Origin of the sequence: Kitasatospora sp. NPDC087271 (assembly GCF_044744605.1) — a bacterium.
Lineage (GTDB): Bacteria > Actinomycetota > Actinomycetes > Streptomycetales > Streptomycetaceae > Kitasatospora.
Genome location: NZ_JBIUYQ010000003.1, coordinates 84,910 through 111,204, shown reverse-complemented (window position 1 = coordinate 111,204; position 26,295 = coordinate 84,910). Strand labels below are relative to the sequence as shown.

Here is a 26,295-nt window from a genome sequence, read left to right as displayed (position 1 = left end):
CCGGGGGCGCGGGGGCTTTCTTTTGCTGGGGGCCCGGGCAGGAGTGTTTTTTCCACTTTTGGAACCCCGGGGGGGGCGCGCCGCCCCCCCCCCCCCCCCGGCCCCCCCGGGGGGGGGGGGCCCCCCCCCCGGGGCCCCCCGCGACGCCCTGTCTGCGGTCCCGACCGTCGGCGCCGGGGCTCGGCCCACCCTTTCCGGCACCAGTTCTGGACACTCTCCTAGCCTTCCCGGCCGCACAGTTGGCGGCATCGTGCGGCCGGGGGCGCCGCACCACAGGCCGGGAGGCGACGGATGGGAACGATGGTGCTCGGGGACCTGCTCGACGAGGCGGTGCTGATGCTTCGGAGTGCGGACGCACGGCAGGACGCGGAGGAACTTGCCGCACGGGTGCTCGGAGTGGAGTCGACCGGGCTGGACCCGCGGCGGGACGTCGACGGCAGATCGGTACGGCGGCTGCGGGATCTGGTGGGCAGGAGAGCCGACGGCGTGCCGCTCGGTCACCTGATCGGGCGGACCGTGTTCGCCGGCCTCGAACTCCTCGTCGGGCCTGGCGTGTTCGTGCCGCGGGTGCACAGCGAGCTCGTGCTGGCGGCCGGCCTGGAGTCCCTCGGGGACGCGGCCGGGCCGACGGTGGTCGACCTGTGCGCCGGCTCCGGCGCGATCGGGCTGGCCCTCGCGCACGCCCGGCCGGACGCCCGGGTGCACGCGGTCGACTTCGACCCGGTTGCCGCGGACTTCGCCCGCCGCAACGCGGCCCGCCGCGCCGCGCTCGGGGACACCGAGGTCTCCGTCCACGAGGGCGTGGCGGGCCGGGCGGGCGCGCTGACCGGGCTGGCGGGCGAGGCGGACCTGGTGCTCGCGAACCCGCCGTTCATGCCGGACGCGGCCGACGTGCCGGACGAGTTCGGCCGCTACCAGCCCCGCCAGGCCGTGTTCGGCGGAGCCGACGGCCTGCGGGTCGTCCGCCAGGTGGTGGAGGCGGCGGCGGGGCTGCTGCGGCCGGGCGGCACGCTGGTCGTCGAGCACGGCCACCTGCACGGCGCGACGGTTCCGGCATTGCTACGGGAGTCCGGCTGTTTCGCCGAGGTGTCCTGCCGGCCCGACCACGAGGGCTGGCCGCTGTACTCCACGGCCGTCCGTACCGGGACCGACGCCCCGTCCTCCTGACCGGCAGACGGCCGGGCCCCCTTCCGCGGATGCGGAAGGGGGCCCGGCCGGTCGTGTTCAGCGGGGTGTCAAAGGCCGCCGGAAGCCGGCCACTGCGAGCCACGCGCCGACCCCTGCCACCGCCGCGCCGAGCAGCAGCGCCGGAACGGCGGTGCCCGTTCCGGGTAGGCCGAGGGCGAGGGCGCGGGTGGAGTCGATGGCGTACGTGAGCGGGTTGACGTGGGCGACGGCGGCCAGCCAGTCCGGGAGGTCGGCGGTCGGGACGTAGGCGCTGGAGGCGAACATCAGGGGCAGCACGGCGATGATCGCGAGGTTCTGAATGGGCTCGGCGCGGCGCAGCCAGGCCGCCGCCGCGATGAACAGCCAGCCGAGTGCCCAGCTCATGAACAGCGTCAGCCCGATCGAGGCGGCGACCGCGCCGGCCCCGCCGCGCGGGTTGTAGCCGAGGACGAGGGTCCCGAGCACCAGGATGATCACGGCCTGGACGGCGGCGCGCACGAGCGTGGTGAGACTGCGGGCGACGAGCAGGGAGCTCGGCGCGACGGGCAGGCAGCGCAGGCGGGCGACGATGCCGTTCTGGAGGTCCTCGACGAGGCCCACCCCGGACTGGACGGCGGACTGCACCGCGTTGTCGACGAGGACGGCGGGCAGGACGAAGTCCAGGTACGTGACGTCCGGTGGGAAGTGCGGTGGGAGTCCCATCCGGCTGAACACCTGGGAGAGCACCACAAGCGTGATGACGGGCTGGAGCAGGCCGAAGAGAAGCACCGCAGGGTCGGTCACGAGCGCGCGCAGAGACCGGCCGGTGAGGATGCGGACCTGGGTGAGCCGCGAACTGCCGTGCCAGGTGGGCGCGGTGGCCGTCGGAGTGCGGGGCGGTCGGCCGGTGTCGAGCGTGGTGGTCACCGAGCGGGTCCTTCCGGGCTGACGAGGCGGGCGGGGCTGTCGGGGCGGTGGGCCAGGGCGAGGTAGACGTCGTCCAGGCCGGGTTCGCCGAACGTGAGTTCGGCGGCCTCGATCCCGACCCCGTCGAGCGCGCGGACGACGGCTGCGATGTCGCGGGTGGCCTCGATGGGGACGACGAGGGCGGCGTCCTCGCGGCCGGTGACCGGGGCGAGCCCGGCACGGCGCAGTGCCTCGGCGGCCCGCTCGGAGTCGTTTCCGGAGTCGTTCCCGGCAGGCCCGTCGAGGACGACGGTGACGGTGCGCCGGCCGACCCGGGCCTTGAGCTCGGCGGGGGTGCCGTGGGCGACGACGGCGCCGTCGGAGAGCACGGTGATGGCGTCGGCGAGCCGATCGGCCTCGTCGAGGTACTGGGTGGTGAGCAGGACGGTGGTGCCCTCGGCGACGAGGCCTTCGACGATCTCCCAGAGACCGAGCCGGCTCACCGGGTCGAGCCCGGTGGTCGGCTCGTCGAGGAACACCACCTCGGGCCGGCCGACCAGGCTCGCGGCGAGGTCGAGGCGGCGGCGCAGGCCGCCGGAGTAACCGCGGGCGGGCCGGTCGGCGACGTGGCCGAGGTCGAACAGGTCGAGGAGGTCGTCGGCGCGGGCCCGGGCGGCGCGCCGCCCGGCTCCCAGCAGCCCGGCGAGCAGGAGGAGGTTGTCGCGCCCGCTGAGCCGCCCGTCGACGGTGGCGTACTGGCCGGTGAGGCCGATCCGGCGGCGGACCTCGGCGGGGCGGCGCCGGACGTCGAACCCGGCGACGCTGGCCCGGCCGGTGGTGGGCGCGAGGGCGGTGGTGAGGACGCCGACGAGGGTGGTCTTGCCGGCGCCGTTGTGGCCGAGCAGGGCGAGCACGGTGCCGCGGGGGACGGCGAGGCTGACCGAGTCGAGCGCGCGGACGGTGCCGAAGGTCATGCCGACGTCGACCGCCTCGATCACGAGGTCGTCGTCGGCCCAGGCGGGCGGGGGCGGGGCGGTGCGGGCAGGCATGGTCTGGTCTCCGTACGGGGGTTCGGCGAGCGTCGAAGGGGGCGGCCGGTGTCAGTCGACGGCGTCCATCAGGCGGAACAGCTCCTCGTCGGTGGCCGTGTCGAGGTCGGGGCCGGGGCGGGCCGGGCCGGCGGTTGCGGCGCAGCGCCGGGCGAGGTCGCGCAGCCGGGTGGCGGTGGCCGGATCGAGGGCGGTGCCGGTGGCGAGCAGTGCGGCGAGCCGGTCGACCAGGTAGGCGGCGGTGGGCTCCGGCGCGGCCCCCCGGTCGAGGTGGGCGCCGAGGGCGCGGGCGGCGGCGGCCGGGGACGGGTGGTCGAAGACGAGGGTCGCGGGAAGGGAGGTGCCGCTGGCGGCGGCGATGCGTTCGCGCAGTTCGATCGCGTTGACGGAGTTGACGCCGAGGTCGGAGAACGCGTGGGCGGCGTCGAGGTCGTCGGCGCCGCGCCCGAGTACGGCGGCGGTCTCGGCGAGGACGAGCTTGAGGAGGAGGGCGTCGCGCTCCTCGGGGCTCGCCGCGGCGAACCGCTCGGCGCTGGGGGCCGACGGTCCGTCGAGGGCCGGCATGACCGCGGGCGTGGAAGCGGCCGGCGCGAGCCAGTACGTCTGCCGCTGGAACGGGTACGTCGGGAGCGGCACGGGCCGGGCGCCGGGCAGGACGGCGTCCCAGTCCACGGGTGAGCCGTGCAGGTGGAGGCGCCCGGCGGCGGCGAGCAGGGCCCGCGTCTCGTCCGCCTGGTCCGCCGAGCCGGTCGCGATGACGGCGGCCGACGGTCCGGCCTCCCCGGCGGCCAGGCACTCGCCGAGCATGGGTGCGAGCGCGGCGGCGGGCCCGAGTTCGAGATAGGCGTCGACGCGCTCCCCGCGCAGCTGCTCGACGGCGTCCCGGAACCGGACCGGTTCCCGGACCTGGCGCACCCAGTGGCCGGGGTCGAGGGCCTCGTCGGCGGTCAGCGGGCGGCCGGTGACGCCGGAGACCAGCGGCACGGCGGGCGCGGCGAACGACAGGCCTTCGAGGACGCCGCGGAACTCCGCCAGCATCGGCTCCAGCAGCGGCGAGTGGAACGCGTGCGACACGCGCAGTCGCGTCGTCCGCCGGTCTGCGAAGTGCGCCTCGATCGCCGCGACGGCGTCCTCGGCGCCCGAGACGACGACGGACGACGGCCCGTTCACCGCCGCGAGCGAGACGAACTCGCCCAGCAAAGGCCGCACTTCGTCCTCCTCCGCCCGGACGGCGAGCATCGCGCCCCCGGCCGGGAGGGACTGCATGAGCCGTCCCCGGGCGGCGACCAGCGCGCACGCGTCCGTCAGCGACAGGACCCCGGCCACGTGCGCGGCGGCGATCTCGCCGACCGAGTGCCCGGCCAGCAGGTCGGGCCGCACGCCCCAGGACTCCAGCAGCCGGTAGAGGGCGACCTCGTGGGCGAAGAGCGCGGGCTGCGCGAACTCCGTCCGGTCGAGGAGCGGTTCGGGATGCCCGCGCCCGTCGTCTTCCCACAGGACGGAGCGCAGCGGCCGTTCCAGCAGCGGGTCGAGACCGGCCCACATCTCGTCCAGCGCAGCCGCGAACTCCGGGAAAGCGGCGACGAGTTCGCGCCCCATCCCGGGCCGCTGGCTGCCCTGCCCGGCGAACACGAAGGCGAGGCGCCCGCCGCTGTCGCGCCGGCCCGCCGCCGGAACGGCCGGCGAGGGCTCCCCGGCAGCGAACTGCCTGAGTGCGTCGACGAGTTCGCCCCGCTCGGCGCCGACCAGCAGCGCCCGGTGGCCGTGGACGGCCCTGGTGGTGGCGAGCGCATGGGCGAGGTCGGACAGGGCGTACGAGGACTGGGTGGCGACGTGCTCGGCCAGCCGCCCGGCCTGGGCCCGCAGAGCGGGCTCGCTGTGGGCCGAGAGCACCAGCGGCACCGGCCCGCCGGAGGAACCGCTGACAACCTGGGACGACGCCGGCGCCTCCTCCAGCACGACGTGCGCGTTGGTCCCGCTGATCCCGAACGACGACACGCCGGCCCGCCGCGCCCGCCCGTCCTCCCTGGGCCACGGCTGCGCCTCGGTCAGCAGCCTGACTGCGCCGGAGGACCAGTCCACCCGGGTGGTCGGCCCGGTGACGTGCAGGGTCCTCGGCAGGAGGCCGTGCCGCAGCGCCTGCACCGTCTTGATCACCCCGGCCACTCCGGCCGCCGCCTGGGCGTGCCCGATGTTCGACTTGACGGACCCCAGCCACAGCGGCCGGTCCGCCGGGCGCGCGCCGCCGTGGACGGCGAGCAGCGCCTGCGCCTCGATCGGGTCGCCGAGAGGGGTTCCGGTGCCGTGCGCCTCGACGGCGTCGACGTCGCCGGGGGCGAGCCCCGCGTCGGCGAGCGCGCGCCGGATCACCCGCTGCTGCGCGGGGCCGTTGGGCGCGGTGATGCCGTTCGAGGCGCCGTCCTGGTTGACCGCCGAGCCGCGCACGACGGCGAGCACCGGGTGCCCGTTGCGCCGCGCGTCGCTCAGCCGTTCCAGGACGAGCAGGCCCGCGCCCTCGGCCCAGGCGGCGCCGTCGGCGTCGTCCGAGAAGGCCTTGCAGCGGCCGTCGGGGGCGAGGCCGCGCAGCCGGGAGAACTCGACGAACGACCCCGGCGTGGCCATCACCGCGACGCCGCCGGCCAGGGCGAGCGAGGACTCGCCCGAGCGCAGCGAGCGGCAGGCGAGGTGGAGGGCGACGAGCGAGGAGGAGCACGCGGTGTCGACGGTGAGCGCCGGACCCTCCAGGCCGAAGCAGTACGAGATCCGCCCGGCCAGGGCGCTGCCGGCCGTGCCGATCCCGAGCAGCCCCTCCAGCTCGGCCGGGGCGGTGGTGCCGTAGTCGTGGTACATCGCCCCGGTGAAGACGCCGGTGCGGCTGCCGCGCAGCCCGGTCGGGTCGATGCCGGCGTGCTCCAGCGCCTCCCAGGCGGTCTCCAGGAGCAGCCGCTGCTGCGGGTCGGCGGCCAGGGCCTCGCGCGGGGAGAAACCGAAGAAAACGGCGTCGAACCGCCCTGCGCCGTCCAGGAATCCACCCCGGCGGACGTAGGACGTCCCGGGGTGCTCGGGGTCGTCGTGGAAGAGGCCGTCGAGGTCCCACCCGCGGTCGGCGGGGAACGCGGAGTCGGTGTGGGTGCCGTCGGCGACGAGTGTCCAGAGGTCGTCGGGGGAGGAGATCCCGCCCGGCAGGCGGCAGGCCATGCCGACGATCGCGACCGGCTCGTCGGAGGCGTCGTACGTGCCCTCGTCCGGTCGGTCCGGCGCTGCGCCCGACAGCAGGGACGCGACGGCGGCCGGGGTGGGGTGGTCGAAGCCGAGGCTCACCGGCAGCGGACGGCCGGTCGCCTCCGCCAGCAGGTTCCGCAGCCGGATGGTGCGCACCGAGTCCAGCCCGTACGCGCGGAACGCCGTGTCGGCGCCGATCGGCTCGTCGTCCGGGCCGCGGTCCATGACCTCGGCCACGCACGAGCGCACGAGGTCCAGCGCGTCGCCGTGGTCGAGCGCGTACGGACTGGGGACGAACGCCTCCTGGGCCACCAGCTCCTCCAGCGACCGCCGGTGCAGCTTCCCGGCCGGGGTGCGCGGGAGGTCGTCGACGGTCACCAGCTCCAGCGGCATCTTGTACTCGGCGACCTCGCGCTCCCGCAGGAAGCCGGTCACGGCCCGCAAACCGATTGCCGGGTCCGCCGCGCGGGTGAGCACCAGGCAGGGGATCTCGCCGAGGCGCGCATCCGCCCGCCCGACCACCGCGAGCGGGCCGATGCCCGGCATCGCCGCCAGGAGCTCCTGGACCTCTGTCGCGTCGAACTTCCGCCCGCCCACGTTGATCAGCTCCGCCGCACGCCCGTGGAAGCGCAGCAGCCCGTCCTCCCCGAGACTCGCCCGGTCGCCCGTGCGCAGCCAGCCGTCCGGCGTGATCGCCGCGCGGGTCAGCTCGGGATCCCGGTAGTAGCCGCGGAACATGCTCGGGCTGCGGTACTGGAGGTCGCCCGGCGTGCCCGGGAGCGGTTCGCGCCCGTCCTCGCCGATGATCCGCACGCGCGCCCCGCTGGTCGGCCGGCCCACGCTGCGCACCGCGGCCCCGTCCGGGTCGGCCGGCGAGGTACGGGTGCCGGTGCCCAGTTCGGACATGCCCCACACCACCACCAGCTCGCCGCCGAGCGCCGCCCGCACGTCCGCGGCCAGCGCGGCGGGGACCGCCGCCCCGGCGGTGCGCACCTGGTGCGGCCGGAATCCGGCGGGCCGTCCGTTGCGGGCCAGCGCACCGACGATGTCGTGCAGCTGCGCCGGGACGGCGAAGACCGCGCTGGGTGCGGTCCGCCGGGCCAGCGCGAGGAAGCGCTCGGGATCCCAGCCGCGCAGCAGGACCTGTCGGCAGGCCCGGAACAGCGCGGTGTGCAAGGACTGCAGGCCGAACAGGTGGGTGAGCGGGCAGGCCGTCAGGATCGCGTCGGCGAAGGCCGCGCCGCCCTCCTCGGCGACGGGGGCGGTGTTGGAGAGCAGTCCGTCGTGGCTGTGCAGGCAGATCTTGGGCCGTGCCGAGGTGGTGCCGGAGGAGGGGAGCAGGACCAGCGGCTGGTCCGGTACGACCTCGACCGGGTGCGGCTCCCGGCCCGCGTGGTCGGCCATCGTCCGGGCCAGCGAGCGGACCCCGGACGGCAGCCCGTCCGGATCCCCCGCGACCAGGACCGCCCGCAGGGACGGTACGGCCGCCGACAGCTCGTGGGCGGTGGCCACCGCCTCCGGCGCGAACAGGGCCGCCACCGGGTCCACCCGGCCCAGCAGTGCCCGCACGTCGGCGGCGCCGAACCCGGCGTGCACCGGCAGCATGACCGCGCCGACGGCGGCGACGGCCAGGTGGGCGGTCTGGTACTCCCAGCAGTTCGGCAGCTGGACCGCGACCACCTCACCCGGACCCACGCCCAGCTCCTGGAGCGCCCGGGCCAGCGACGCCACTTCCGTCCGCCACTGGCGCCACGTCAGCTCGTGATCGCCGTCGACCAGTGCGACGGCGTCGGGGGCGCGCCGTACGGCCGCCGCGAACACCCCGGACAGGGTGTGACCGCCCAGCGCTCCGGGGGCCGGATCGATCGTGTAGTCATCGTTGTGGACGGACACCTTCACTCCCGGGGTCGGTGCGGGCTGCGGCTGTCATCCTCGGCCTCAGAGCGCGGGGAAAGCCCTAGAGGTTCTCTAGAGCCCGCGCGAGGCGGCGCGGGGAACGGCCGGGCGCTGCTCGGGGAACCCGGTGTCCAGCAGCGCCAGCAGCGGGCGGGCCTTCACCACCGTCTCGTCGAACTCCGCCTCGGCGTCGGAGAGGGCGATGATCGCGCCTCCCACCCCGTAGCGCAGCCGCCCCTCGCTCACCACGGCAGTGCGGATGACGATGCTCAGATCGGCGGCGCCGGTCAGCGAGAGGTAGCCGATCGCGCCCGAGTAGATGCCGCGCGGGCCGCTCTCCAGGCGGTCGATGATCTGCATGGTGCGGAGCTTGGGCGTGCCCGTCATCGAGCCGCCGGGGAAGGCCGACCGGACGCCGTCGACCGCGCTGTACCCGGGGCGCAGCCGAGCCCGTACGGTGCTGACCAGCTGGTGGACGGTGGTGTACGTCTCGACGTCGAAGAGCGGGTCGGCGACGACGGATCCGGTCTCGGCGCACCGCCCGAGATCGTGCCGGACGAGGTCGACGACCATGAGGTTCTCGGCCCGGTCCTTCTCGCTGGTCGCCAGGTCGGCGACGAGCAGGGTGTCCTCCTGCGGGGTGGCGCCGCGCGGGCGGGTGCCCTTGATGGGCTTGGACTCCATCACACCGTCCGGCCCGATCCGCAGGAAGCGCTCGGGGGAGGAGCTGAGCACGGACAGCCCGCCGAAGCCGAGGAAGGCGGCGAACGGTGCCGGGCTGATCCGCCGCAGGGCTCGGTAGGCCTGCCAGGGGTCGAACGCGGCCGGGGCGTCGATCATGTTGGTGAGGCAGACCTCGTAGGTCTCGCCGGCCCCGATCTCGTCCTGGCAGGCGTCGATGAGCTTGAGGTAGGCCTCACGGGGGTGGCGCAGCCGCAGGCCGGCCGACAGGCCGGGCGGGTTGTGGGCCGGCGGGTCGGTGCGTGGCGCCGGGCCGGTGAGCCGGGCGGCGGTGTCCCGCAGCCAGGCCCTGGCGGGCCCTGTCCGGCCGTCCTCGGCCAGGGCGAGCAGGTGGGCGGCGCCGGTGCGGTGGTCGAGGACGACCGCCCGGTCTGCGAACACCATGACGGCGTCCGGGTCGGGCGAACGGTGGGCACGGTCGCCGCCGCACTCGGCCTTGAGCTCGTAGCCGAGGCAGCCGACCCAGCCGAGCGCGAAATCGAACGGCAGCTCGGGCACCTCCACGTGCAGCGAGCGGAGGTCCGCGTCGAGCCAGTGCAGGAACTCGTCCTCCAGCACCCGCGTGCCGCCCCCGGCCGTTATCGTGACGGTCCCCCGGGAGACGTCCGCGCTCGCCACCCGGGCGAGCGGGCCGGAGGCGTTGCCCATCGCTGAGACCTGGCCGAGCCGCCCGCCCGGGAGGCTGCTGTCCAGCCAGAACGGGTGGCTGCCGATGCGGAAGAGCCGGTCGAAGACGGTTTCGGCGTCCCACCGGGTGTCGATCTTCCGGGTCAGCACGGTCAGTTGCCGGGGGGCCGGGAGCGGGGTGTGGTCGGGCCGGGTGCGGGGCCGCGGTACGCCGGGGGTGCGTCTGCGGCCGTGGCGGTGCGCGTGGTTGAAGCGCTCGGCGAGGTCCCGGAAGTTCGCGAGCAGCTGGTGCCCGGCCTCGGTGCCGATCGACTCGGGGTGGAACTGCACACCCCACAGCGGGAGTTCGCGGTGGTACAGGGCCATCACCACGCCGTCGTCGGTGGCCCAGGCGATCGGTTCCAGTACGGGGGAGAGGCTGGTGACGGCGAGCGAGTGGTAACGGACGACCTCCAGCGGATTGGGCAGGTGGCGGAAGAGCCCGGTGCCGGTGTGCCGCACGTCCGAGGTGCGCCCGTGCCGGGGTTCGGGCGCCCGGCCGACGGCGGCGCCGTGGGCGAGGGCGAGACCCTGGTGACCGAGGCAGACGCCGAGGACGGGCAGTCGGCCCTCGCGGGCGATCCCGGCGCAGTGGCCGAAGTCGGAGGGGTTGTGCGGCGTACCGGGGCCGGGGGAGAGGACGACGGTGTCGAAGTCGTCGAGCAGCTCCGGCCGGAAGGAAGGGTCGTCGTTGCGGACGACCTCCGGCTCACGCCCGTTGACCTCGGCGAGGTAGTGGAACAGGTTGTAGGTGAACGAGTCGTAGTTGTCGACCAGGAGAGTGCGCATCAGTGGTCCTTGTCCTGCCGGTGCCGCCGGGCGGGGCCGGGAGTCTGCCGGCGGTTGTCAGCGGAGCACGGCGAGTTCGGAGGTGATCTCCCGTAGCACCGCCGCCTGCTGCTCGGCCAGGAAGAAGTGGCCCCCGGGGAGGACCTGCAGCCGGAAGGCGCCGGTGGTGTGGTTCTGCCAGGCCCGGGCCTCGGCGATGGTGGTCCGCGGGTCGGCGTCTCCGGTGAGCGTGGTGACCGGGCAGCCGAGGATGCGCTCCGGACCGCAGGTGTAGCGCTCGATGGCGCGGTAGTCGGCGCGGATCGCGGGCATCGCCATGCGCAGGATCTCATCGTCACCGAGCAGTCGGGCACTGGTGCCGTTGAGCAGCTTGAGCTCGGCGATGACCGCCTCGTCGTCCTGGCGGTGCACGTTCTCGATCCGGGTGGTGGATGGCGCCCGCCGACCGGAGACGATGACGGCCCGGGGCGCGTGGGTGCCCTTCTGCTCCAGACGCCAGGCGGTCTCGAAGGCGAGGACGGCGCCCATGCTGTGGCCGAAGAAGACGGTGGGACGGTCGTCCAGGGTGAGCAACTCGTCGGTGATCCGGTCGGCGAGGGTGTCGATGTCCCCGATGCAGGGCTCCAGACGGCGGTCCTGCCGGCCGGGGTACTGCAGGGCGATCAGCTCGGTGTCGTCGGCGAGGGCCGCGGAGACGGGGTGGTAGAAGGTGGCGGAGCCGCCGGCGTGCGGGAAGCACACCAGGCGCACGGGTTGGTCGGCTCCCGGGTGGAAGCGGCGCAGCCAGAGCGTGCTCGACGTGCCGGGGCTGGTCATGGGTTCGGGCCTCTTTCGGTGGGGGATTCAGTCCCGGTGAACGGTGATGGCGCCGGACGGGCAGAGCGTGGCGGCCAGTTCGACCGCGTCCGGGTGTTCGTCGGCCGCGGCGGGGTCGAACAGTTCGACCACGCCGTCGTGGTCCTGGTCGAAGACGGCGCCGGCGTTGAGCACGCACTGGCCCGCGCCGACGCAGCGTGCGGTGTCGACGGTGACGCGCATGGACATCTCCTGGGGCGGTGTCGTGGGCTACCAGCGGACCGGCAGCGCGTGCAGGCCGCACAGCACGCCGTCGTACTTGAACGGCAGTTCCTCGGCCGGAACCGCCAGGCGCAGGCCCGGGATGCGCTCGAAGAGCCTGCGGTAGGCGGTCTCCATCTCGATCCGGACCAGGTTCTGGCCCAGGCACTGGTGGATGCCGTAGCCGAAGGCCACGTGATGGCGCTCGGTGCGGGCCGGGTCGAAGGCGCGCGGGCAGGCGAAGGCCTGCTCGTCGTGGTTGGCCGCGGCCACCAGCGGGATGATGCCCTCGCCGGCCCGGATCGGCTGGCCGGCGATCTCGACGTCCTCGGTCGCGACCCGCAGGGAGACCAGGTCGGCGACCGAGTGGAAGCGCAGCGTCTCCTCGACGACCCGGTCGTCCCCGATCCACCGGGGGTTGTCCAGCAGGGTGAGCACGCCGAGGGCGATGTTGTTGGCGGTGGTCTCGTGCCCGGCGATGAGCAGCAGCATCAGCACCCCGGACATCTCCCGGGGCTCGATCACGCCGGTGGCCAGTAGTCGGCTGATCAGGTCGTCACCGGGCCACTTCTGCTTGATGGCGACCAACCGGTTGATGTAGCGCAACAGTTCGCGCGAGGCGGTGTCGCGCTGCTCCTCGGTGGAGGCGCGGATCGCAACCAGGGTGCGGGTGCGGGATTCGAAGAAGTCCCGGTCGGCCGGCGGCACCCCGAGCAGTGCCGAGATGACCAGTGACGGGACGGGCAGGGCGAAGTCGGCGACCAAGTCGGCCTCGTTGCCGGCGGCCAGCATGGTGTCGATGCACCGGTCCACGGTCTGCTCGACGGCGGGCCGCAGCTCCCGGACGCGGCGGACGCTGAACTCGGGGATGAGCGCCTTGCGGAAGCGGTCGTGCTCGGGTGAGTCCAGGCCGACGAACCATCCGGGTATCTGCTCCTGGCGGGGCACGCCCATGGTCTGGCTGATGTTGGGGAAGCCCGGGTGGTCGGGGTTGGAGCTGATCCTGCGGTCGGTCAGGACGGCCCGGACGTCCTCGTGCCGGGTGACCAGCCACACCCGGTTCCCGTTCGGCAGGGGGCACACCACCAGGCCCCGCTGCTCGCGGTAGTCCTGGTAGCGGGGCGGGGGAAAAGCCTCGCCGGGCCTACGCAGCGGAAAGTCGACCACCCGCGGTTCGGCGCTCGTCATGTCGTCGGGTCTCCCTCGGGTGTGGTGCGCTTCAGGGCGTGCCGTAGAACGTGCGGACCCGCTCGATCACGCGGTCCTGGTCGGCGGTCGTCAGGGTGGTGTAGGTGGGGAGGTAGAGGCCGTCGGCGGCGAAACGGGCCGCGTTGAGGCCCGGCCATGCCGGATCGAGGTAGCCGGGCTGGCGGCTCATCGGTTGGAAGAACAGCCGGGTCTCGATGCCCTCGCCGGTCAGGAACTCTCGGAGCTCGGAGCGACGTTCGGCCCGCAGGTCGTACATCCACAGCACGTCCCGGGGCGGCATCAGGGTGATCCCCGGGACGTCCTTGAGGCCCTGGTCGTAGCGCCGCTCGATCTCCTTGCGGGCCGCGAGGAACTCGTCCAGGCGCTCGGTCTGGGCGACGGCGACGGCGGCCTGCATGGCCGTCATGCGGAAGTTGTAGGCGAGCTTCTTGTGGAGGAAGCTGTGGTCGGAGGTGAAGGCCATGGCCCGGAGGTGGGCCAGCTGGCCGGCCAGGCGGGGGTCGTCGGTGAGGCAGATGCCGCCTTCACCGGCTGTGATGATCTTGTTGGCGAACAGCGAGAAGCAGGCGATGTCGCCGACCGGCCGGATGCCGTGGGCCTCGGAGGAGTCCTCCACGACCCGCAGGTTGTACTGATGGGCGATCTCCATGATCGTCGTCATGTCACACCGGCGGCCGTAGACGTGCACCGGCATGATCGCCTTGGTGCGCGGGGTGATCCGCTCCTCGATCCGTGTGACGTCGATGTTCAGGTCGTCGGCGCAGTCGACGAACACCGGGGTGGCGCCCGTGTAGGTCACCGCCCAGGCGCAGGCGATCATGGTGAACTCCGGCACGATGACCTCGTCGCCGGGGCCCACGCCGAGCGCGCGCAGGGCCAGCGTGAGGGCCGCCGTGCCGGAGGAGCAGGCGACACCGTGGGCGGAGCCGTTGTACTCGGCGAAGGCCTCCTCGAAGTGCCGGACGAACGGCCCCTGGGACGAGATCCAGCCGTCGCCGATCGTGCGGTTGACGTACTCCAGCTCCCGCCCGTCGAGGCTCGGCCGGGACACGGGGATGGTGAAGGGCATGGGGTCCTCACTACGGGACGGGCCGCCGTACGGCGGGTCGGCTTGTGGAAGGTCGGGGAAGGGATCAGGTCAGGGCCGGCAGCCCGAGCAGCAGGTCGGCCGCGGCCGACCGGCCACCGGCGGCTCGCTGCGCCTCGCCGACGCGTGCGGCCCGCTCGCGGAAGGAACGGTCGCCGAGCACGCGGGTGAGCTTGTCCACGACGTCGTCCGGGTCGAGGTCCTGCGGCCGGTCCAGCGTGAGGCTGATCCCGAAGTCCCGGCCGCGTACGGCCTGGTCGTAGCAGTCCACCCACAACGGCCGGACCACCAGCGGCTTCCCGAAGTACACGCCCTCGTGGAAGCCGTTGCCGCCGCCGTGGGTGAAGAACACCTCGACCTTGGGATGGGCCAGCACGTCCAGTTGGGACGGCAGCCAGCTCTCGATCCGCAGGTTGTTCGGCAGCCGGTCGCGCGGCGGCAGGAGGTGCTGCTGCTCGGCCGGCAGCCGCCACAGGACCTGGTGCCGGCCGTCCAGGCGTCGCGCGACCTCCACCAGGTCGCCCACCTGCGCCCGGGTGAGCCGGGTGATCGTGCCGAATCCCATGTAGACCACGGAGGACTGCACGTCCAGCCAGTCCATGACGCCGGTCGGGTCGTCGGCCGGCGAGGCCTCCGGCAGCGGCGGCACCATGGCACCGACGAGCTTCACCTTCCCGGGAATGTCGAAAGGATAGTCGAGCTCCCGCACTGAATTGCAGAGCACCATTTCCGCGCGGTCGACCCGCGTCATGGGGCTGGGCTTCGGCAGGCCCAGCTCCTTGCGCAGTCGGGCGTCCTCGGAAAGCACCTTCCCCATCGTGGGGTGGAAGAACAGCGCGAGCGTGCGGAGCTTGAAGAGGCGATTGCTCAACCTCTGGCCGAAACCCATCGGGTAGGGCAGGCCCGAATGCGGGACGGGGAAGTCCCTCGGGGTGTAAGAGGACCCGAAGGGGCTGTGCGAGGTGAGGACGTTGCTCGGCAGGAACGGGACGCTCAGGACGAACGGAATGCCCCGGGTCAGCGCCAGGTCGACGGCGAAGGCACTGACGCAGTCGATGACCATCAGGGCCGGATCACACTTGTCCACGACCGCTGCGAGCCGGCGGTACTTCTCGGCCTGGATGTCGGGCCGGTAGGACTGGTGGATCACCGCCCGGTGTGCCTTGAAGCGCGAGGGCTGGGTCACCCGGCGGTACACCTCGTCGCTCCAGCTGACCGCGGACAGCTCGGAGAAGACGTCGCCGAGGGAGGCGAACTCCACCGCCGACCGGTCCGCGAGGCCCAGGACGTCGGCGCGCCGGGGCTCGTCGGTGGCGAACCAGAGGTCGGGCACGCCCCGTCGGGCCAGTTCGCCGGCCAGCACCAGCAGCGGGTTGAGCAGGCCGCTCTCCGGAAGGCTGGCAAACAGGATCGGCCGTTGCACGGCGCTCATCGGACTCCCTCGGGGCGGGGTTGGCGATCGGGACTGCACCCCACCTTGGTCTCACGCCCGGTGTCGGGAATTCCTTAGTCCTTGGTCCGGTCGGATGGTCGCCCGGCCCGATCATGCTGGTGTGTCCCGATTTGATCGGAAGTGGCCGGTGAAGGGGATTCAAAGGCTCCTCCAAGGATTCCCCGGACGCCCCCGGCCCGTCGGGTGGTCGGACATCGATCGGCGGCCCCGAACCTGGTCCCCGAGCGGATGCTTCGGGCGCGGTCCGCTTCTTGACGAGTCCCATATATTCCGGTCGGAGGCGCCTGGGTACGCTGAACCCCCGTCAGCCGTAATTGCGGGTCGTTCCAGGCGTGGCCCCCGGAATATCGGAATCGTCATCGAATCACTCATCCGTACATCCATGGTTTCGGCCGGAAAGTTCGGCCGCCTGCAACCGCTGTCTCCACCGGTGCCGGAGTTCCGTGCTGAGTTCACGGCGGTTCGGGCCGACGGAGAATGCGCCGGATTGTTTCGGGGAGATCCAACCGCACCATCCGTGCCTTGAAGGGATCCGATTCTCCGTGGTGATGTCATACGCAGCCCAGGCCGGTGCAACCCGGACCGTCGAACCCGATCCCGTCCCGGCCTCCGGCGCGGGACCGCAGCACCAGCCGCTGGCCGGACAAACCGGCCTGACCATGGCCCAGCTCGACCGGGCCCTCACCATCCGGCAGGCGAACGAGGCCTTCTTCTGGCAGTTCGGACGTTCCTCGGCGGACCTCTGCGGCCGTACCTTCAGCGACCTCGTGCACCCGAGCGTCCAACAACCCCTGCTGCGTCAGTTCTCCGGACTGATCGAAGGGCGGCGTGACCGCTTCGCCACCGACGTCATAGCAGTCGGTCCGCACGACGAGACGTTCACCGTCCCGCTCACCGCCGTCATGGTGCACGGCGGTCTGCCTGACGAGTCGTCGATCCTGGTGATGATGCCCGACGGGCGCCCGGACTCGGGTGGGTCCGAGGTCGTGGCCGGCCGGAAGAAGTTGCTGAGCGAGATCGACGCGAAGATTCTCGAGGGCATCGCGGCCGGCGTCTCGACCGTGCCGCTCGCCGCCCGGCTGTACCTGAGCCGTCAGGGCGTGGAGTACCACGTGACGTGCCTGCTGAGGAAGTTGCGGGTCCCCAACCGCGCCGCACTGGTCTCCCGGGCCTACTCGATGGGGGCCCTCAAGGTCGGGGTCTGGCCACCGAAGGTCGTGGAGAGCTTCGTCAAGTAGTGGTGTTCCGCCAAGCCCGTGGGTGCTGCGGGGCGTCTCGGCGGGTGGGGGCGGATCAACGTGCTGTGCGCGGGGAGAGCGGGCCCACCTCAGGGCCCGCACCACGTGACCCACTGGGCTACCGCGAGTGGATCAAGCGGCCGGCCGGCCGGGTGGGGGGCAACGCGGCGGGGCGGGTGATGCCGGGGCTGCCGTCCTCGGGAGCGGATCCGTCGAGGAACCCCGGCGAGGAACTCCGCCGCAGGGTTCGCTCAGCCGGCTTCCGAGCGGTCGTTCGCTGCGGCGTCCGCGATCCCGGCGCGGAGCAGTTGGTGCCCGAGGTCGATCAGGGCGCGGGCCGCGGCGTACTCGTCGCCGATCTCGGGGACGAGTGGGTCGTGCGGGTTGCGGCGGGCGGTGGTGCGGGACTCCAGGGTGTTGTCGCCGGTGTCGAGGACGGCGTGGACCTTGGTGCTGTCGCCCTCCTCGAAGAGGTCGAGGCGCAGGGCCCACTGCTTGGTGCGAATCGGTGTCGCGGCGTTCGTGCTCATGTCCGGTCCTCTCAGGGCCGGGTGGGCCCGGGGCCCGCCCGGCCGGTCGGGTCAACCGCCCCGCGTGATCTCGATCGTGCGAGGGGGCCTTTCGGTCGTGCCGATCGGTGCGCGGACGGTCAGGACGCCCTGGTCGTAGGCGGCGGTGACGTCCTCCTCGCGGACACCGGCGGGGAGCCGGACACTGCGGGTGAACGAGCCGTAGCGAAACTCGGAGCGCTGCTTGTCCTTCTTCTCCTCGGTGCGCGCGGCACGGACGGTCAGGATGCCGTCGTCCACGCTGATGGTGATGTCCTTGTCGGGGTCGACGCCGGGGAGTTCGGCCTTGATCTGGTAGACACCGTCGGTCTCGGACTCCTCGATACGGATCACGTGCTCGCCTTCCGGTACGCGGAGGTCGAGCGGAAAGTCCTCGAAGAGGTCCGGCAGGGACGGCCACCGGTAGCCGAAGGGGAATCTTCTGAGCAGTTCACCGGCCATCATGGCCTCCAGCGGATAGGGGTCGTGGTACTTCCGTGGTCGGGGATCCGGCCCGGCCGACGGGGGACCAGGTGGCGTTCTCCCGAAGGGTGCTGTGGGAGACCGGGATCAGCAGGTCGACGAGCCGTTCGACGACGTCGCGCAGCAGGTCGTCGACGGTGAGCACGCCGACCGGGCGGCCGTCGTCCAGGACGGGCAGACGGCGGACACCGGAGGTGCGGAAGGTGCGGTACGCGGTGTCGAGGTCGTCGTCGGCGTCCACGGTGGTGACAGGGGTGGTCATCAGGTCCGCGACCGGCTGCCCGGGGTCGTGTCCGTGGGCGAGTCCGCGGACGGTCAGGTCGCGGTCGGTGAGGATGCCCCGTAGTCGGCCGTCGTCGGTGACGAGGACGCAGCCGACCGCCTGCTGCTCCATCCGCCGGGCGGCTTCGAAGACGGTCGCGGCGAGGCCGACGGTGGCCGGCGGTGCGGTCATCAGCTCTGCGGCTTTCATGACGCGAGGGCCCTTTCGACTCCGTTCAACGAGACCGTGACGTTCGGCGGCAGCGGCCTGGCGGAGCAGCATCCCCGCCAGCTCTCGGGCCTCGGCGGGAGTGAGCGAGATCCAGACCTCGCCCGTGTCGTACGGTTTGCGGACCGTGTCGAGGACGACGCGGCCGGTGTCCGGCAGGACTTCGGGGATGAAGCGGGACACCGCTACGGTGCGCCCACTGGTCGTGTGCATCAGTTGCTGGGTGGCGGTGCGGGAGTCGTCGGTCAGCACGGCCGTGCCTCCGGTACTCAGGGCCCGGCACGATGAACCGGGCCTCTCCCGTCCAGCAGACCGCCGCCGAGTGCGAGGCGGCAGGGCTGTTCGGCCCTCCGGTGGGCCCTATCCGCGGGGGCCGGCGCGGGCCTGCCCGGCGAGGCCGGACGCGTCGGCGGGCACCGGTGCCGCTCGGCTGTGGGGCCAGGGCCTTAGGACCCTCGCTCAGCACCACCGGCCCGGCGGATGCTCGAATCACCGGCGCTCCCCGCCGAGAACAGGGAGTGATCAACCATGACCACCGAAACCGCCCTCACCACTGAGGATCTGCACCTGCTGGCCGAAGCCGGAGGCCTGGCGCCCTCGCTGCACAACAGCCAGCCCTGGCGCCTTCGTCCCACGCCGGACCTGTTCGGCCTGGAGGTCCGCGCCGACCTGAGCCGGGCCGTTCCGGCCGCCGACCCGGCCGGCAGGGCGCTGCACATCTCGATCGGCGCTGCCCTGTTCAACCTGCGTGTGGCCGCCGCCCACCTCGGCCGCGAGGCCGCCGTCCGGCTGCTGCCGGCCGGCGAAGGCGCGCAGCCGTGTGCCGTGCTCGACCTGTCCGCGCCGGCCCGCACACCGCTGCCCTTCGGCGCCGACCTCTACCCGGCCATCGCCGGGCGCCACTCCAGCCGGCAGCCGTTCACCAACCGGGACGTCCCCGAGGCACTGGTCGCCGAGCTCATCTCGGCGGGCCGGGACGAAGGCGTCACGCTCACCGTGCTGGAGGAGGACGGGGTGCGCCGCGTGCTCGCCCTCACCTCCGAGGCCGAGGCCCGGATCGCCGCCGACGTCACCCGCGAGGCCGAGACCCGCCGCTGGCTACGGCTGGAGCCCTCCTACGACGGCATCCCGCTCGCCGCCCTCGGCTCGCACGACCGCGACGCGCGCGTCCCGATGCGCGGCTTCGCCGGTCACCCGCCGCGCCACAGCACCCCGGCCGAACGCTTCGAGGCGCTGCCGCAACTGGCCACCCTCACCACCCACCTCGACAGCCGGGCGGACTGGCTGCGCACCGGACAGGCCATGGAACGGGTGTGGCTGCTGGCCACCGTCCACGGCCTGCGTGCCTCCGTCCTGCACCAGGCCGTCGAGATCCCCGACACCCGCTGGCGCCTGCGCGACCCGCAGGAGGGACCCGGGCACGTCCAGCTCGTGCTGCGCCTCGGCTACGGCCCGTCCGGTGCGGCCAGCCCGCGTCGCCGGGTCGAGGACGTCCTCGACCCGCCGGAGGGGTAGCCGGATGTTCCTCCGCCCGTCTCCTGCGCGGGGAGACGGGCGGAGGGTGCGGCTTCGCCGGGGGAGCCGCGCAGGCGTGCGGGGTCAGTCCGGCGGGCTCGCGAGCGTGCGCGACATGCCGTCGAGGGCCAGTTGCACGGCCTGCCAGGGGAGACCGGCGTGGAAGGGGTGTCCGGCGGCGTCGATCTGCGGGTGCCCGCGGACCTGCCGGGTGACGGAGAGGGTGTTCAGGAAGCCGAGGTCGTCGTGGGGCAGGCCGGGGTAGTCGACGGCGGCGACGTACGGCGGGAAGGCGACGAGCAGGTCGAAGGAACGGGCGGTGCCGTCGGTGTAGCGGACCTCGGTGTCGCCGACCTCGTCGACCACGGCCGAGGTGTGACCCTCGATGCCGCGCGCCGCGAACTCGTGGTCGACCACCTGGTGGAGACGCGGACCGAAGGCCTGGACGTAACCGGACTCGTAGGTGGTCCAAGTGAGGTGGACGAGGGATCGGAGCTTGGCCCGGCGCAGCCAGGTGTCCAGCATCAGCGCGATCTCGTACAGCGGCCCGGCGCACTTGTTGTCGGGCGGGACGAGGAACAGCACCCGCTGGTGCTGCCCGGCCTGCGCGTTTTCCTTATCCGGACGCGGTCGCCGAGCAGGTGGCGCAGGCCGAAGGCCGTCTCCAGGTCGGCGAAACCCCCACCGACCACGAGGACGTGCGGTTTCGAAGGCATCGCGGGATCCGTGCCTCCTACTCGGGTGCGACGATCGGGGGGCCGTCGGGGCGGATGATCCGGCCGCTGATTCCCGTGGGCCGGATGCGCATCCAGGTGTCCCGGGTGCCGCCCGCCCAGGGACGGGAGTCGGCGTGTTGCCGGAACCAGCGCACGGTCTCCTCGTCGGAGACGACCGAGGCGGTGCCGTTCACCAGGACGCTCCATCCGGTGGCGAACACCTCGTCGAGCCGGTCGGCCTCGAAGGCGACCTCGTCGCCTGCCGTCCTGGCGAGGGTGCCGTCGTCGACGGTGCGGTAGAGGATGGTGGCGTCGAGCACGCGGTAGTTGACGGGCAGCGCCACGAGGCCGCGCGGTGCCGTCAGCACCACTCGGCCGACGCCGCCGGGGGAGAGCTTGGCCCAGCAGGCCGCCGGGTCCAACTCCTCCAGGAGTACGCGGGCGTTGGCCCGGGCGTGGCCGGACGGTACGTCGCGGCCGCCGCCGAGCAGACAGCCGACGGTGGTGTCGAGCGCGTCGGCGAGCCGGGTGAGGGTGCCGACGCCGACCGGGACGGGGTGGGTTTCCAGGTACTCCAGGAACCCCGGGTCCAGGCCGCCGCGCTCGGCCACCAGCTCGCGGGTGAGCCCCAGCTGGGTGCGGCGGCGGGCGACCCGGCGCCCGAGGTCGCCGGGGTCGGCCGGGCGGGGGCGCGTCCCGCTGTCGTTCGCGGTCGTCATGGCGATCTCCCCGTTCAGACGGCTTCGCTGTTCGGGACGATCACCAGCGGGACGGTGCAGCGGTGCACCAGGGCGCGGCCGGTGGAGCCGAACAGCAGGCCGCGGAAGCCGCCGAGGCCCCGGCTGCCGATGACCAGGCAGCGGGCGCGGGTGGCGACGGCCGCCAGCATCGGGGCGGGAGAGCCGGTGAGCACCTCGCGCCGCACCCGGATGTCCGGGTACTTCTCCTGCCAGCCGGCCAGCGCCTCGGACAGGTCCACCAGGGACTCCTCGACCAGGTCCGGCTGTGCGGCGTCGGCGGGGCGGCGGATCTCCACGGCCTGCACGTCGGCCCCGGCCAGCGAGGCCTCCTCGAAGGCGAAGCCGATCGCGGCCCGGGAGGCCTCCGAGCCGTCCACTCCGACGACGACGGGGCCGGGACCGGAGACGCCGTCGGGCGGCTCCGGGACGAGGGCGATCGGACACCCCAGGTGTCCGACCAGGGAGGCGCCCTTGGAGCCGATGGGCAGTGCGGAGTGGGCCTCCGTGAGCCGACGGATGCCGAGGACGAGCTGTGCGGCCTCGTCGGCTGCTTCGCGCAGCACCCGGACCGGGCGGCCCTCGGCGAGCCGGGGGGTGATCTCCAGTCCGGGGTGGCGTTCGGAGGCCAGCAGCCGGGCGGTGTCCAGCAGCGTGTCGCCGGCGGCGCGGAGGCCGATCGTCCAGTGGTCCCCCACCGGTTGGCCGATGGGCCAGTCCTGGGCGTGCAGGGGCTGGAGTGGCAGGCCGCGCCAGGCGGCCTCGTCCGCCGCCCAGCGTACGGCCCAGCGGCTCGCCTCGGAGCGGTCGACGCCCACGATCACGGGGCGGCGGGTTTCGAAGCCGTTCATCGCGGTCTCCTTTCGGCTCTGGCCGGCGCCGTCACCGGCTCTGCGAGGAGCCTTGACCACTCTCATCGTCGTGCGCCGTCGTGCGGGTGGGGGAGGGCCGGTCGGGCCCGGAGACGCGGGCCGGTGGGCCCCGCCGCCTTCGAGGGGACGGCTCTCCGTGACCAGGTCGGTGCGGCACACCCCGCACGCCTCCACCTCCGCCTCACCAGGATCTCCTGCGGTCCGGGCGCGGACAGCGCCCGCCGCTCCCACACCAACGGCCCCGGGCCCCGAACGCCCGTACGGCCGGGGCCGAGTGTTGCTCGGGTATGGGCCGATCAGCCCAACCTGTGCCAAGGGGGACCTGCTGGAACGCGTGTCGGGGCCGGACGGCCCCGTGCGGGACGACCGGTGTCGGCGGACAGTGGGAGTACGGGGGCCGTCCGCCGAGGAGGGCCCGGCGGTGAACCGGAGGAGGGCCGATGGAGACGACGAGGCCACCGCTCGCGGAACTGGATCGACGAGGCCTCGCCGTGCTGGTCGAGACGCTGTGGCAACGGGGGTTCACCGTCATCGGGCCCACCGTGCGCGATGGCGCGATCGTCCTCGCCGAGCTGGCCTCGGCGGACGACCTGCCGCACGGCTGGGGGGTCGAGACCGAGGCCGGCCGGTACCGGTTGCACCGGCGCGACGACCGTGCGGCCTTCGCGCACTCCGCCGGACCGCAGTCCTGGAAGACCTTCCTGCACCCGCCCCGGGCCCGGCTCTGGCAGGCCGACCGGGCCGAGGACGGCACCGTCGTCGTCCGTGAGGAGGATGATCCGCCGCCGCGCTACGCCTTCCTCGGGGTGCGCCCCTGCGATCTGAGGGCGATCGCCGTCCAGGACCGGGTGCTGACCGGCGGCGCGTTTGCCGACCCCGTGTACGGGCCACGGCGCACCGGCGTGTTCATCGTCGTGGTCGAGTGCACCGAGCCCGGTGGGGTCTGCTTCTGCGCGTCGATGGGCACCGGCCCGGGCCTGCCGGACGGTTCGGCGTACGACCTGGCGCTCACCGAGACCGTGGAGTCCGACGGCCTCCGGTACCTGATCCGGGCGGGCAGCCCGGACGGCGAGGACCTGCTCGCCGAACTCCCCACCCGCCCCACCGACGGCGAGCGCGCCCGGACGGCCGTCGCCGACGCCGCCGGGCGGATGGGCCGGGAGATGGACGCCACCGACCTGCGCTCGCTGATGGCCGGCACGATGACCGCCGAACGCTGGGACCAGGTCGCCGACCGCTGCCTCACCTGCGGCAACTGCACCATGGTCTGTCCCACCTGCTTCTGCACCACCACCGAGGAGACCACGGACCTCACCGGCGACCACGCCGAGCGGTGGCGCCGGTGGGACTCCTGCTTCGACCTCGACTTCTCCTACCTGCACGGCACCGGTCCGGTCAGGTCCTCCGCCCGCAGCCGCTACCGGCAGTGGCTCACCCACAAGCTCGGCACCTGGTACGACCAGTTCGGCTCCTCCGGATGCGTCGGCTGCGGCCGCTGCATCGCCTGGTGCCCGGTCGGCATCGACATCACCGAGGAGGTCGCCGCCCTGCGCACGGAGGCCGCCACCGCGGAGGGAACACCGTGACGCACGCCATGACTCCCGTCCCGTACCGGGTGGCAGCCCGACGCCGGGAGAGCGCCGACACGGTCACCCTCGACCTCGTCCCCGAGGCCGGCTCGCTGCGGCCGTTTCGGCCCGGGCAGTACGCGATGCTGTACGCCTTCGGCACCGGGGAGATCCCGCTCTCCGTCAGTGGCATCACCGGCGACACGCTCGGTCACACCGTCCGCGCGGTCGGAAAGGTCAGCGAGGCGCTGTGCCGGGCGAAGGCGGGTGACTGGATCGGGACCCGCGGTCCCTACGGCACGGCCTGGCGGACCCCTCCCGCCGGGAGCGACGTGCTGATCGTCTCCGGCGGCATCGGACTCGCTCCGCTGCGTCCACTCATCGAGGAGGTCCTCGGCCGGGTGGACGAGTTCGGCACGGTCTCGGTGCTCGCCGGGTACCGCAACCCGGGCGAACAGCTGTTCCTCGAAGAGGTGCCGTTCTGGCGCTCCCGCGCGAACGTCCTGGCCACCGTGGACCACCCCGAGCCCGGCTGGCGCGGTGCCACCGGCCTCGTCACCGCCCTGCTGGACGAGGCCGACTTCCGTCCCGACCGCTGCGCCGCCTACCTGTGCGGCCCGGAGGTGATGATGCGCGCGACCGCCCGGGGGCTCATCCGCAGAGGCGTCCCCGCCGAGCGGATCCGGGTCTCGCTGGAGCGCAACATGCGCTGCGCCACCGGCTGGTGCGGCCACTGCCAGCTCGGCCCCGTCCTCGTCTGCCGGGACGGCCCGGTCCTCGGCTGGGACCACGCCGACGGCCTGCTGTCCACGCCCGAGCGGTGAGCGCCATGGGCACCCCGCGCCTGGCGGTCTGGAAGTTCTCCTCCTGCGACGGCTGCCAGCTCACCCTCCTCGACTGCGAGGACGAACTCCTCGCGCTTGCCGGGAAGATCGAGATCGGCTACTTCCTGGAGGCGTCCCGCCGTGAACTGCCGCCTCCCTACGACCTCTCCCTCGTCGAGGGCTCCATCGCCGCCCCCGCCGACCTGGAACGCATCCGCCGGGTGCGCGAGCAGTCCCGTTACCTGGTGACCATCGGCGCCTGTGCCACCGCCGGCGGCGTCCAGGCACTGCGCAACCTGGTGAGCCTGCCCGACTACCAGGCCGTCGTCTACGCCCACCCCGAGTACATCGACAGCCTCGACCACTCCACCCCGATCTCCGCCCACGTCCCGGTCGACCTGGAGCTGCGAGGCTGCCCGATCGACAAGCGGCAGCTCCTGGAGGTCATCACCGCCTACCTCGCCGACCGCAAACCCGACATCCCCACCCACAGCGTCTGCTTCGAGTGCAAGCTGCGCGGCACCACCTGCGTCACCGTCGCCCACGGCACCCCGTGCCTCGGCCCGGTCACCCAGGCCGGCTGCGGCGCGCTCTGCCCGGCCTACGGGCGCGGCTGCTACGGCTGCTTCGGCCCCATGGAGACGCCCAACACCCGCGCCATGCTGCCGCTGCTGCGCCGCGACGGGGTGACGGAGGCGGACGCCGCCCGGCTCTACCGCACCTTCAACGCCGAGGCCCCCGGCTTCGCGGAGGCCGCCCGGGCGGCGACGGAGGAGGACAGCGGATGACCCACGGTTCCCAACGGCTGCTCACCGTCGGCGCGTTGGCCCGCGTCGAGGGCGAGGGCGCGTTGCACGTCGCGGTTCGCGGGGACGAGGTGGAGGCCGTCCGGCTGGAGATCTACGAGCCTCCGCGCTACTTCGAGGCTCTGCTGCGCGGGCGCAGTTACACCGAGCCGCCCGACCTCACCTCCCGCATCTGCGGAATCTGCCCGGTGGCGTACCAGATGAGCGCCTGCCGCGCGGTCGAGGAGGCCTGCGGGGTCGTGGTGGACGGCCAGCTGGCCCAGCTGCGAAGGCTGTTGTACTGCGGCGAGTGGATCGAGAGCCACACGCTGCACATCTACCTGCTGCACGCCCCCGACTTCCTGCACCTGCCCGACGCCCTGGCGCTGGCCCGCGCCGACGCGGCGCTGCTCCAGCGCGGGCTGCGGCTGAAGAAGGCCGGCAACGAGATCGTCGAGATCCTCGGCGGGCGCGCGATCCATCCGGTCAACGTCCGGGTGGGCGGCTTCCACCGGCTCCCGACGCAGGCCGAACTCGACCACCTGGCAATGGTGTTGCGCCAGGCGCGGACGGACGCCGAGGACACCCTCGGCTGGGTGGCCGGGTTCGAGTTCCCGCCGCTGACAGTCCGGCACGAGCTGCTCGCCCTGACCGAGCCAGACGGCTACGCCATCGACTCCGGCACCCCCACCGCCGCCCTCTCCGGCACCTTCGCGCTGCGGGACTTCGAGCAGCGCGTCCGGGAACACCAGGTGCCGCACTCCACCGCCCTGCACGCCACCCTCGCCGGCCGGCCCCACCTCACCGGGCCGCTCGCCCGCTGGAACCTCGGCAGCGAGCGGCTGCCCGACGGCATCCGCACCCTGGCCGCCGAGGCCGGGCTCGGCCAGCACTGCGACAACCCCTTCCGCACCATCGTGATCAGGGCGGTCGAGGTGCTGTGGGCCGTCACCGAGGCCCAACGCGTCATCGAGCGGTACGAGCGCCCGCTCGCCCCGGCCGTGCCCGTCGCGCCGCGGGCGGGCACCGGGTACGGCGCCACCGAGGCCCCGCGCGGACTGCTCTACCACCGGTACGACCTGGACGACGCCGGCATCGTCCGGCGGGCCGTCATCGTCCCTCCGACCGCGCAGAACCAGAGCGCGATCGAGGCCGACCTGCGGGCCTTCATCCAACCCCGGCTGCACCTCGACGACGCCGAGTTGACCCGTCAGTGCGAGCAGGCGATCCGCAACTACGACCCCTGCATCTCCTGCGCGGCGCACTTCCTCGCCCTCACCGTGGACCGGGGTTGAGGGA

The 26,295-nt window shown here is 73.3% G+C and carries 22 protein-coding genes; 7 read left to right on the top strand and 15 right to left on the bottom strand.

What is annotated here, in order from left to right:
* Positions 1–291 precede the first annotated feature (291 nt).
* Positions 292–1,167: a N5-glutamine methyltransferase family protein gene (locus tag ACIO9K_RS07335; RefSeq protein WP_400327673.1), complete on the top strand. Its 876-nt coding sequence runs from the start codon at positions 292–294 to the stop codon at positions 1,165–1,167.
* Positions 1,168–1,224: 57 nt separating this feature from the next.
* Here the strand turns inward: ACIO9K_RS07335 and ACIO9K_RS07330 are convergent, their stop codons facing one another.
* The 9 genes from ACIO9K_RS07330 to ACIO9K_RS07290 form a co-directional block, all read right to left on the bottom strand.
* Entirely contained in the window at positions 1,225–2,073 is an 849-nt protein-coding gene (locus ACIO9K_RS07330) for an ABC transporter permease (protein WP_363623411.1), read from the bottom strand.
* A complete protein-coding gene (locus ACIO9K_RS07325) occupies positions 2,070–3,101 on the bottom strand; it encodes an ATP-binding cassette domain-containing protein (protein WP_400327670.1) in 1,032 nt (343 codons plus the stop codon). The genes ACIO9K_RS07330 and ACIO9K_RS07325 overlap by 4 nt, the downstream gene beginning before the upstream one ends.
* A gap of 51 nt (positions 3,102–3,152) precedes the next feature.
* On the bottom strand, positions 3,153–8,216 hold the full coding sequence (locus ACIO9K_RS07320; RefSeq protein WP_400327668.1) for a beta-ketoacyl synthase N-terminal-like domain-containing protein: 5,064 nt from the start codon (positions 8,214–8,216) through the stop codon (positions 3,153–3,155).
* Between the two features lie 75 nt (positions 8,217–8,291).
* Positions 8,292–10,415, bottom strand: coding sequence for an aminodeoxychorismate synthase component I (gene pabB, locus ACIO9K_RS07315; protein WP_400327666.1), 2,124 nt, complete (start codon positions 10,413–10,415; stop codon positions 8,292–8,294).
* Between the two features lie 57 nt (positions 10,416–10,472).
* A complete protein-coding gene (locus ACIO9K_RS07310) occupies positions 10,473–11,231 on the bottom strand; it encodes a thioesterase II family protein (RefSeq protein WP_400327664.1) in 759 nt (252 codons plus the stop codon).
* 27 nt (positions 11,232–11,258) lie between these two features.
* Positions 11,259–11,453, bottom strand: coding sequence for a ferredoxin (locus ACIO9K_RS07305; RefSeq protein WP_400327662.1), 195 nt, complete (start codon positions 11,451–11,453; stop codon positions 11,259–11,261).
* Between the two features lie 27 nt (positions 11,454–11,480).
* On the bottom strand, positions 11,481–12,659 hold the full coding sequence (locus ACIO9K_RS07300) for a cytochrome P450 (RefSeq protein ID WP_400327660.1): 1,179 nt from the start codon (positions 12,657–12,659) through the stop codon (positions 11,481–11,483).
* A 31-nt stretch (positions 12,660–12,690) separates the two neighbouring features.
* Positions 12,691–13,749 (bottom strand): DegT/DnrJ/EryC1/StrS family aminotransferase, encoded by a 1,059-nt coding sequence (locus tag ACIO9K_RS07295; RefSeq protein ID WP_400327658.1) that lies wholly within the window; start codon positions 13,747–13,749, stop codon positions 12,691–12,693.
* A 64-nt stretch (positions 13,750–13,813) separates the two neighbouring features.
* A complete protein-coding gene (locus tag ACIO9K_RS07290) occupies positions 13,814–15,199 on the bottom strand; it encodes a glycosyltransferase (protein WP_363623427.1) in 1,386 nt (461 codons plus the stop codon).
* Positions 15,200–15,768: 569 nt separating this feature from the next.
* Between ACIO9K_RS07290 and ACIO9K_RS07285 the strand changes: the two genes are divergently transcribed.
* Positions 15,769–16,458, top strand: coding sequence for a LuxR C-terminal-related transcriptional regulator (locus ACIO9K_RS07285; RefSeq protein ID WP_400327656.1), 690 nt, complete (start codon positions 15,769–15,771; stop codon positions 16,456–16,458).
* Positions 16,459–16,709: 251 nt separating this feature from the next.
* Here ACIO9K_RS07285 and ACIO9K_RS07280 read toward each other — a convergent pair whose 3' ends face one another.
* From ACIO9K_RS07280 to ACIO9K_RS07270, 3 genes are read right to left on the bottom strand one after another with little or no spacing between them, the layout of a single operon-like run.
* The gene (locus ACIO9K_RS07280; RefSeq protein WP_363623429.1) at positions 16,710–16,988 is read right to left on the bottom strand and encodes a dsRBD fold-containing protein; all 279 of its coding nucleotides are present in this window, start codon (positions 16,986–16,988) and stop codon (positions 16,710–16,712) included.
* A gap of 51 nt (positions 16,989–17,039) precedes the next feature.
* Positions 17,040–17,468, bottom strand: a complete 429-nt coding sequence (locus ACIO9K_RS07275; protein WP_400327654.1) for an Hsp20/alpha crystallin family protein — start codon at positions 17,466–17,468, stop codon at positions 17,040–17,042.
* Positions 17,458–18,231 (bottom strand): CBS domain-containing protein, encoded by a 774-nt coding sequence (locus ACIO9K_RS07270; RefSeq protein WP_400327652.1) that lies wholly within the window; start codon positions 18,229–18,231, stop codon positions 17,458–17,460. The genes ACIO9K_RS07275 and ACIO9K_RS07270 overlap by 11 nt, the downstream gene beginning before the upstream one ends.
* A 276-nt stretch (positions 18,232–18,507) precedes the next feature.
* On the opposite strand from ACIO9K_RS07270, the gene ACIO9K_RS07265 reads away from it, so the two are divergent.
* Entirely contained in the window at positions 18,508–19,494 is a 987-nt protein-coding gene (locus tag ACIO9K_RS07265) for an Acg family FMN-binding oxidoreductase (protein ID WP_400327650.1), read from the top strand.
* 84 nt (positions 19,495–19,578) lie between these two features.
* Here ACIO9K_RS07265 and ACIO9K_RS07260 read toward each other — a convergent pair whose 3' ends face one another.
* The 3 genes from ACIO9K_RS07260 to ACIO9K_RS07250 form a co-directional block, all read right to left on the bottom strand.
* On the bottom strand, positions 19,579–20,079 hold the full coding sequence (locus tag ACIO9K_RS07260) for a hypothetical protein (RefSeq protein WP_400327649.1): 501 nt from the start codon (positions 20,077–20,079) through the stop codon (positions 19,579–19,581).
* Positions 20,080–20,227: 148 nt separating this feature from the next.
* On the bottom strand, positions 20,228–20,929 hold the full coding sequence (locus ACIO9K_RS07255) for a helix-turn-helix domain-containing protein (RefSeq protein WP_400327647.1): 702 nt from the start codon (positions 20,927–20,929) through the stop codon (positions 20,228–20,230).
* 14 nt (positions 20,930–20,943) lie between these two features.
* Positions 20,944–21,798: a universal stress protein gene (locus ACIO9K_RS07250; RefSeq protein WP_363623438.1), complete on the bottom strand. Its 855-nt coding sequence runs from the start codon at positions 21,796–21,798 to the stop codon at positions 20,944–20,946.
* 461 nt (positions 21,799–22,259) lie between these two features.
* On the opposite strand from ACIO9K_RS07250, the gene ACIO9K_RS07245 reads away from it, so the two are divergent.
* From ACIO9K_RS07245 to ACIO9K_RS07230, 4 genes are read left to right on the top strand one after another with little or no spacing between them, the layout of a single operon-like run.
* Positions 22,260–23,405, top strand: coding sequence for a 4Fe-4S dicluster domain-containing protein (locus tag ACIO9K_RS07245; RefSeq protein WP_400327645.1), 1,146 nt, complete (start codon positions 22,260–22,262; stop codon positions 23,403–23,405).
* An 8-nt stretch (positions 23,406–23,413) separates the two neighbouring features.
* Positions 23,414–24,211 carry an FAD/NAD(P)-binding protein gene (locus ACIO9K_RS07240; protein WP_400328045.1) on the top strand — a complete coding sequence of 266 codons (798 nt, stop codon included), beginning with the start codon at positions 23,414–23,416 and terminating at the stop codon, positions 24,209–24,211.
* A gap of 5 nt (positions 24,212–24,216) precedes the next feature.
* On the top strand, positions 24,217–24,999 hold the full coding sequence (locus ACIO9K_RS07235; RefSeq protein ID WP_400327643.1) for an oxidoreductase: 783 nt from the start codon (positions 24,217–24,219) through the stop codon (positions 24,997–24,999).
* Positions 24,996–26,291: a Ni/Fe hydrogenase subunit alpha gene (locus tag ACIO9K_RS07230; protein WP_400327641.1), complete on the top strand. Its 1,296-nt coding sequence runs from the start codon at positions 24,996–24,998 to the stop codon at positions 26,289–26,291. Before ACIO9K_RS07235 ends, ACIO9K_RS07230 begins: the two co-directional genes overlap by 4 nt.
* The last annotated feature ends 4 nt before the right edge of the window (positions 26,292–26,295 follow it).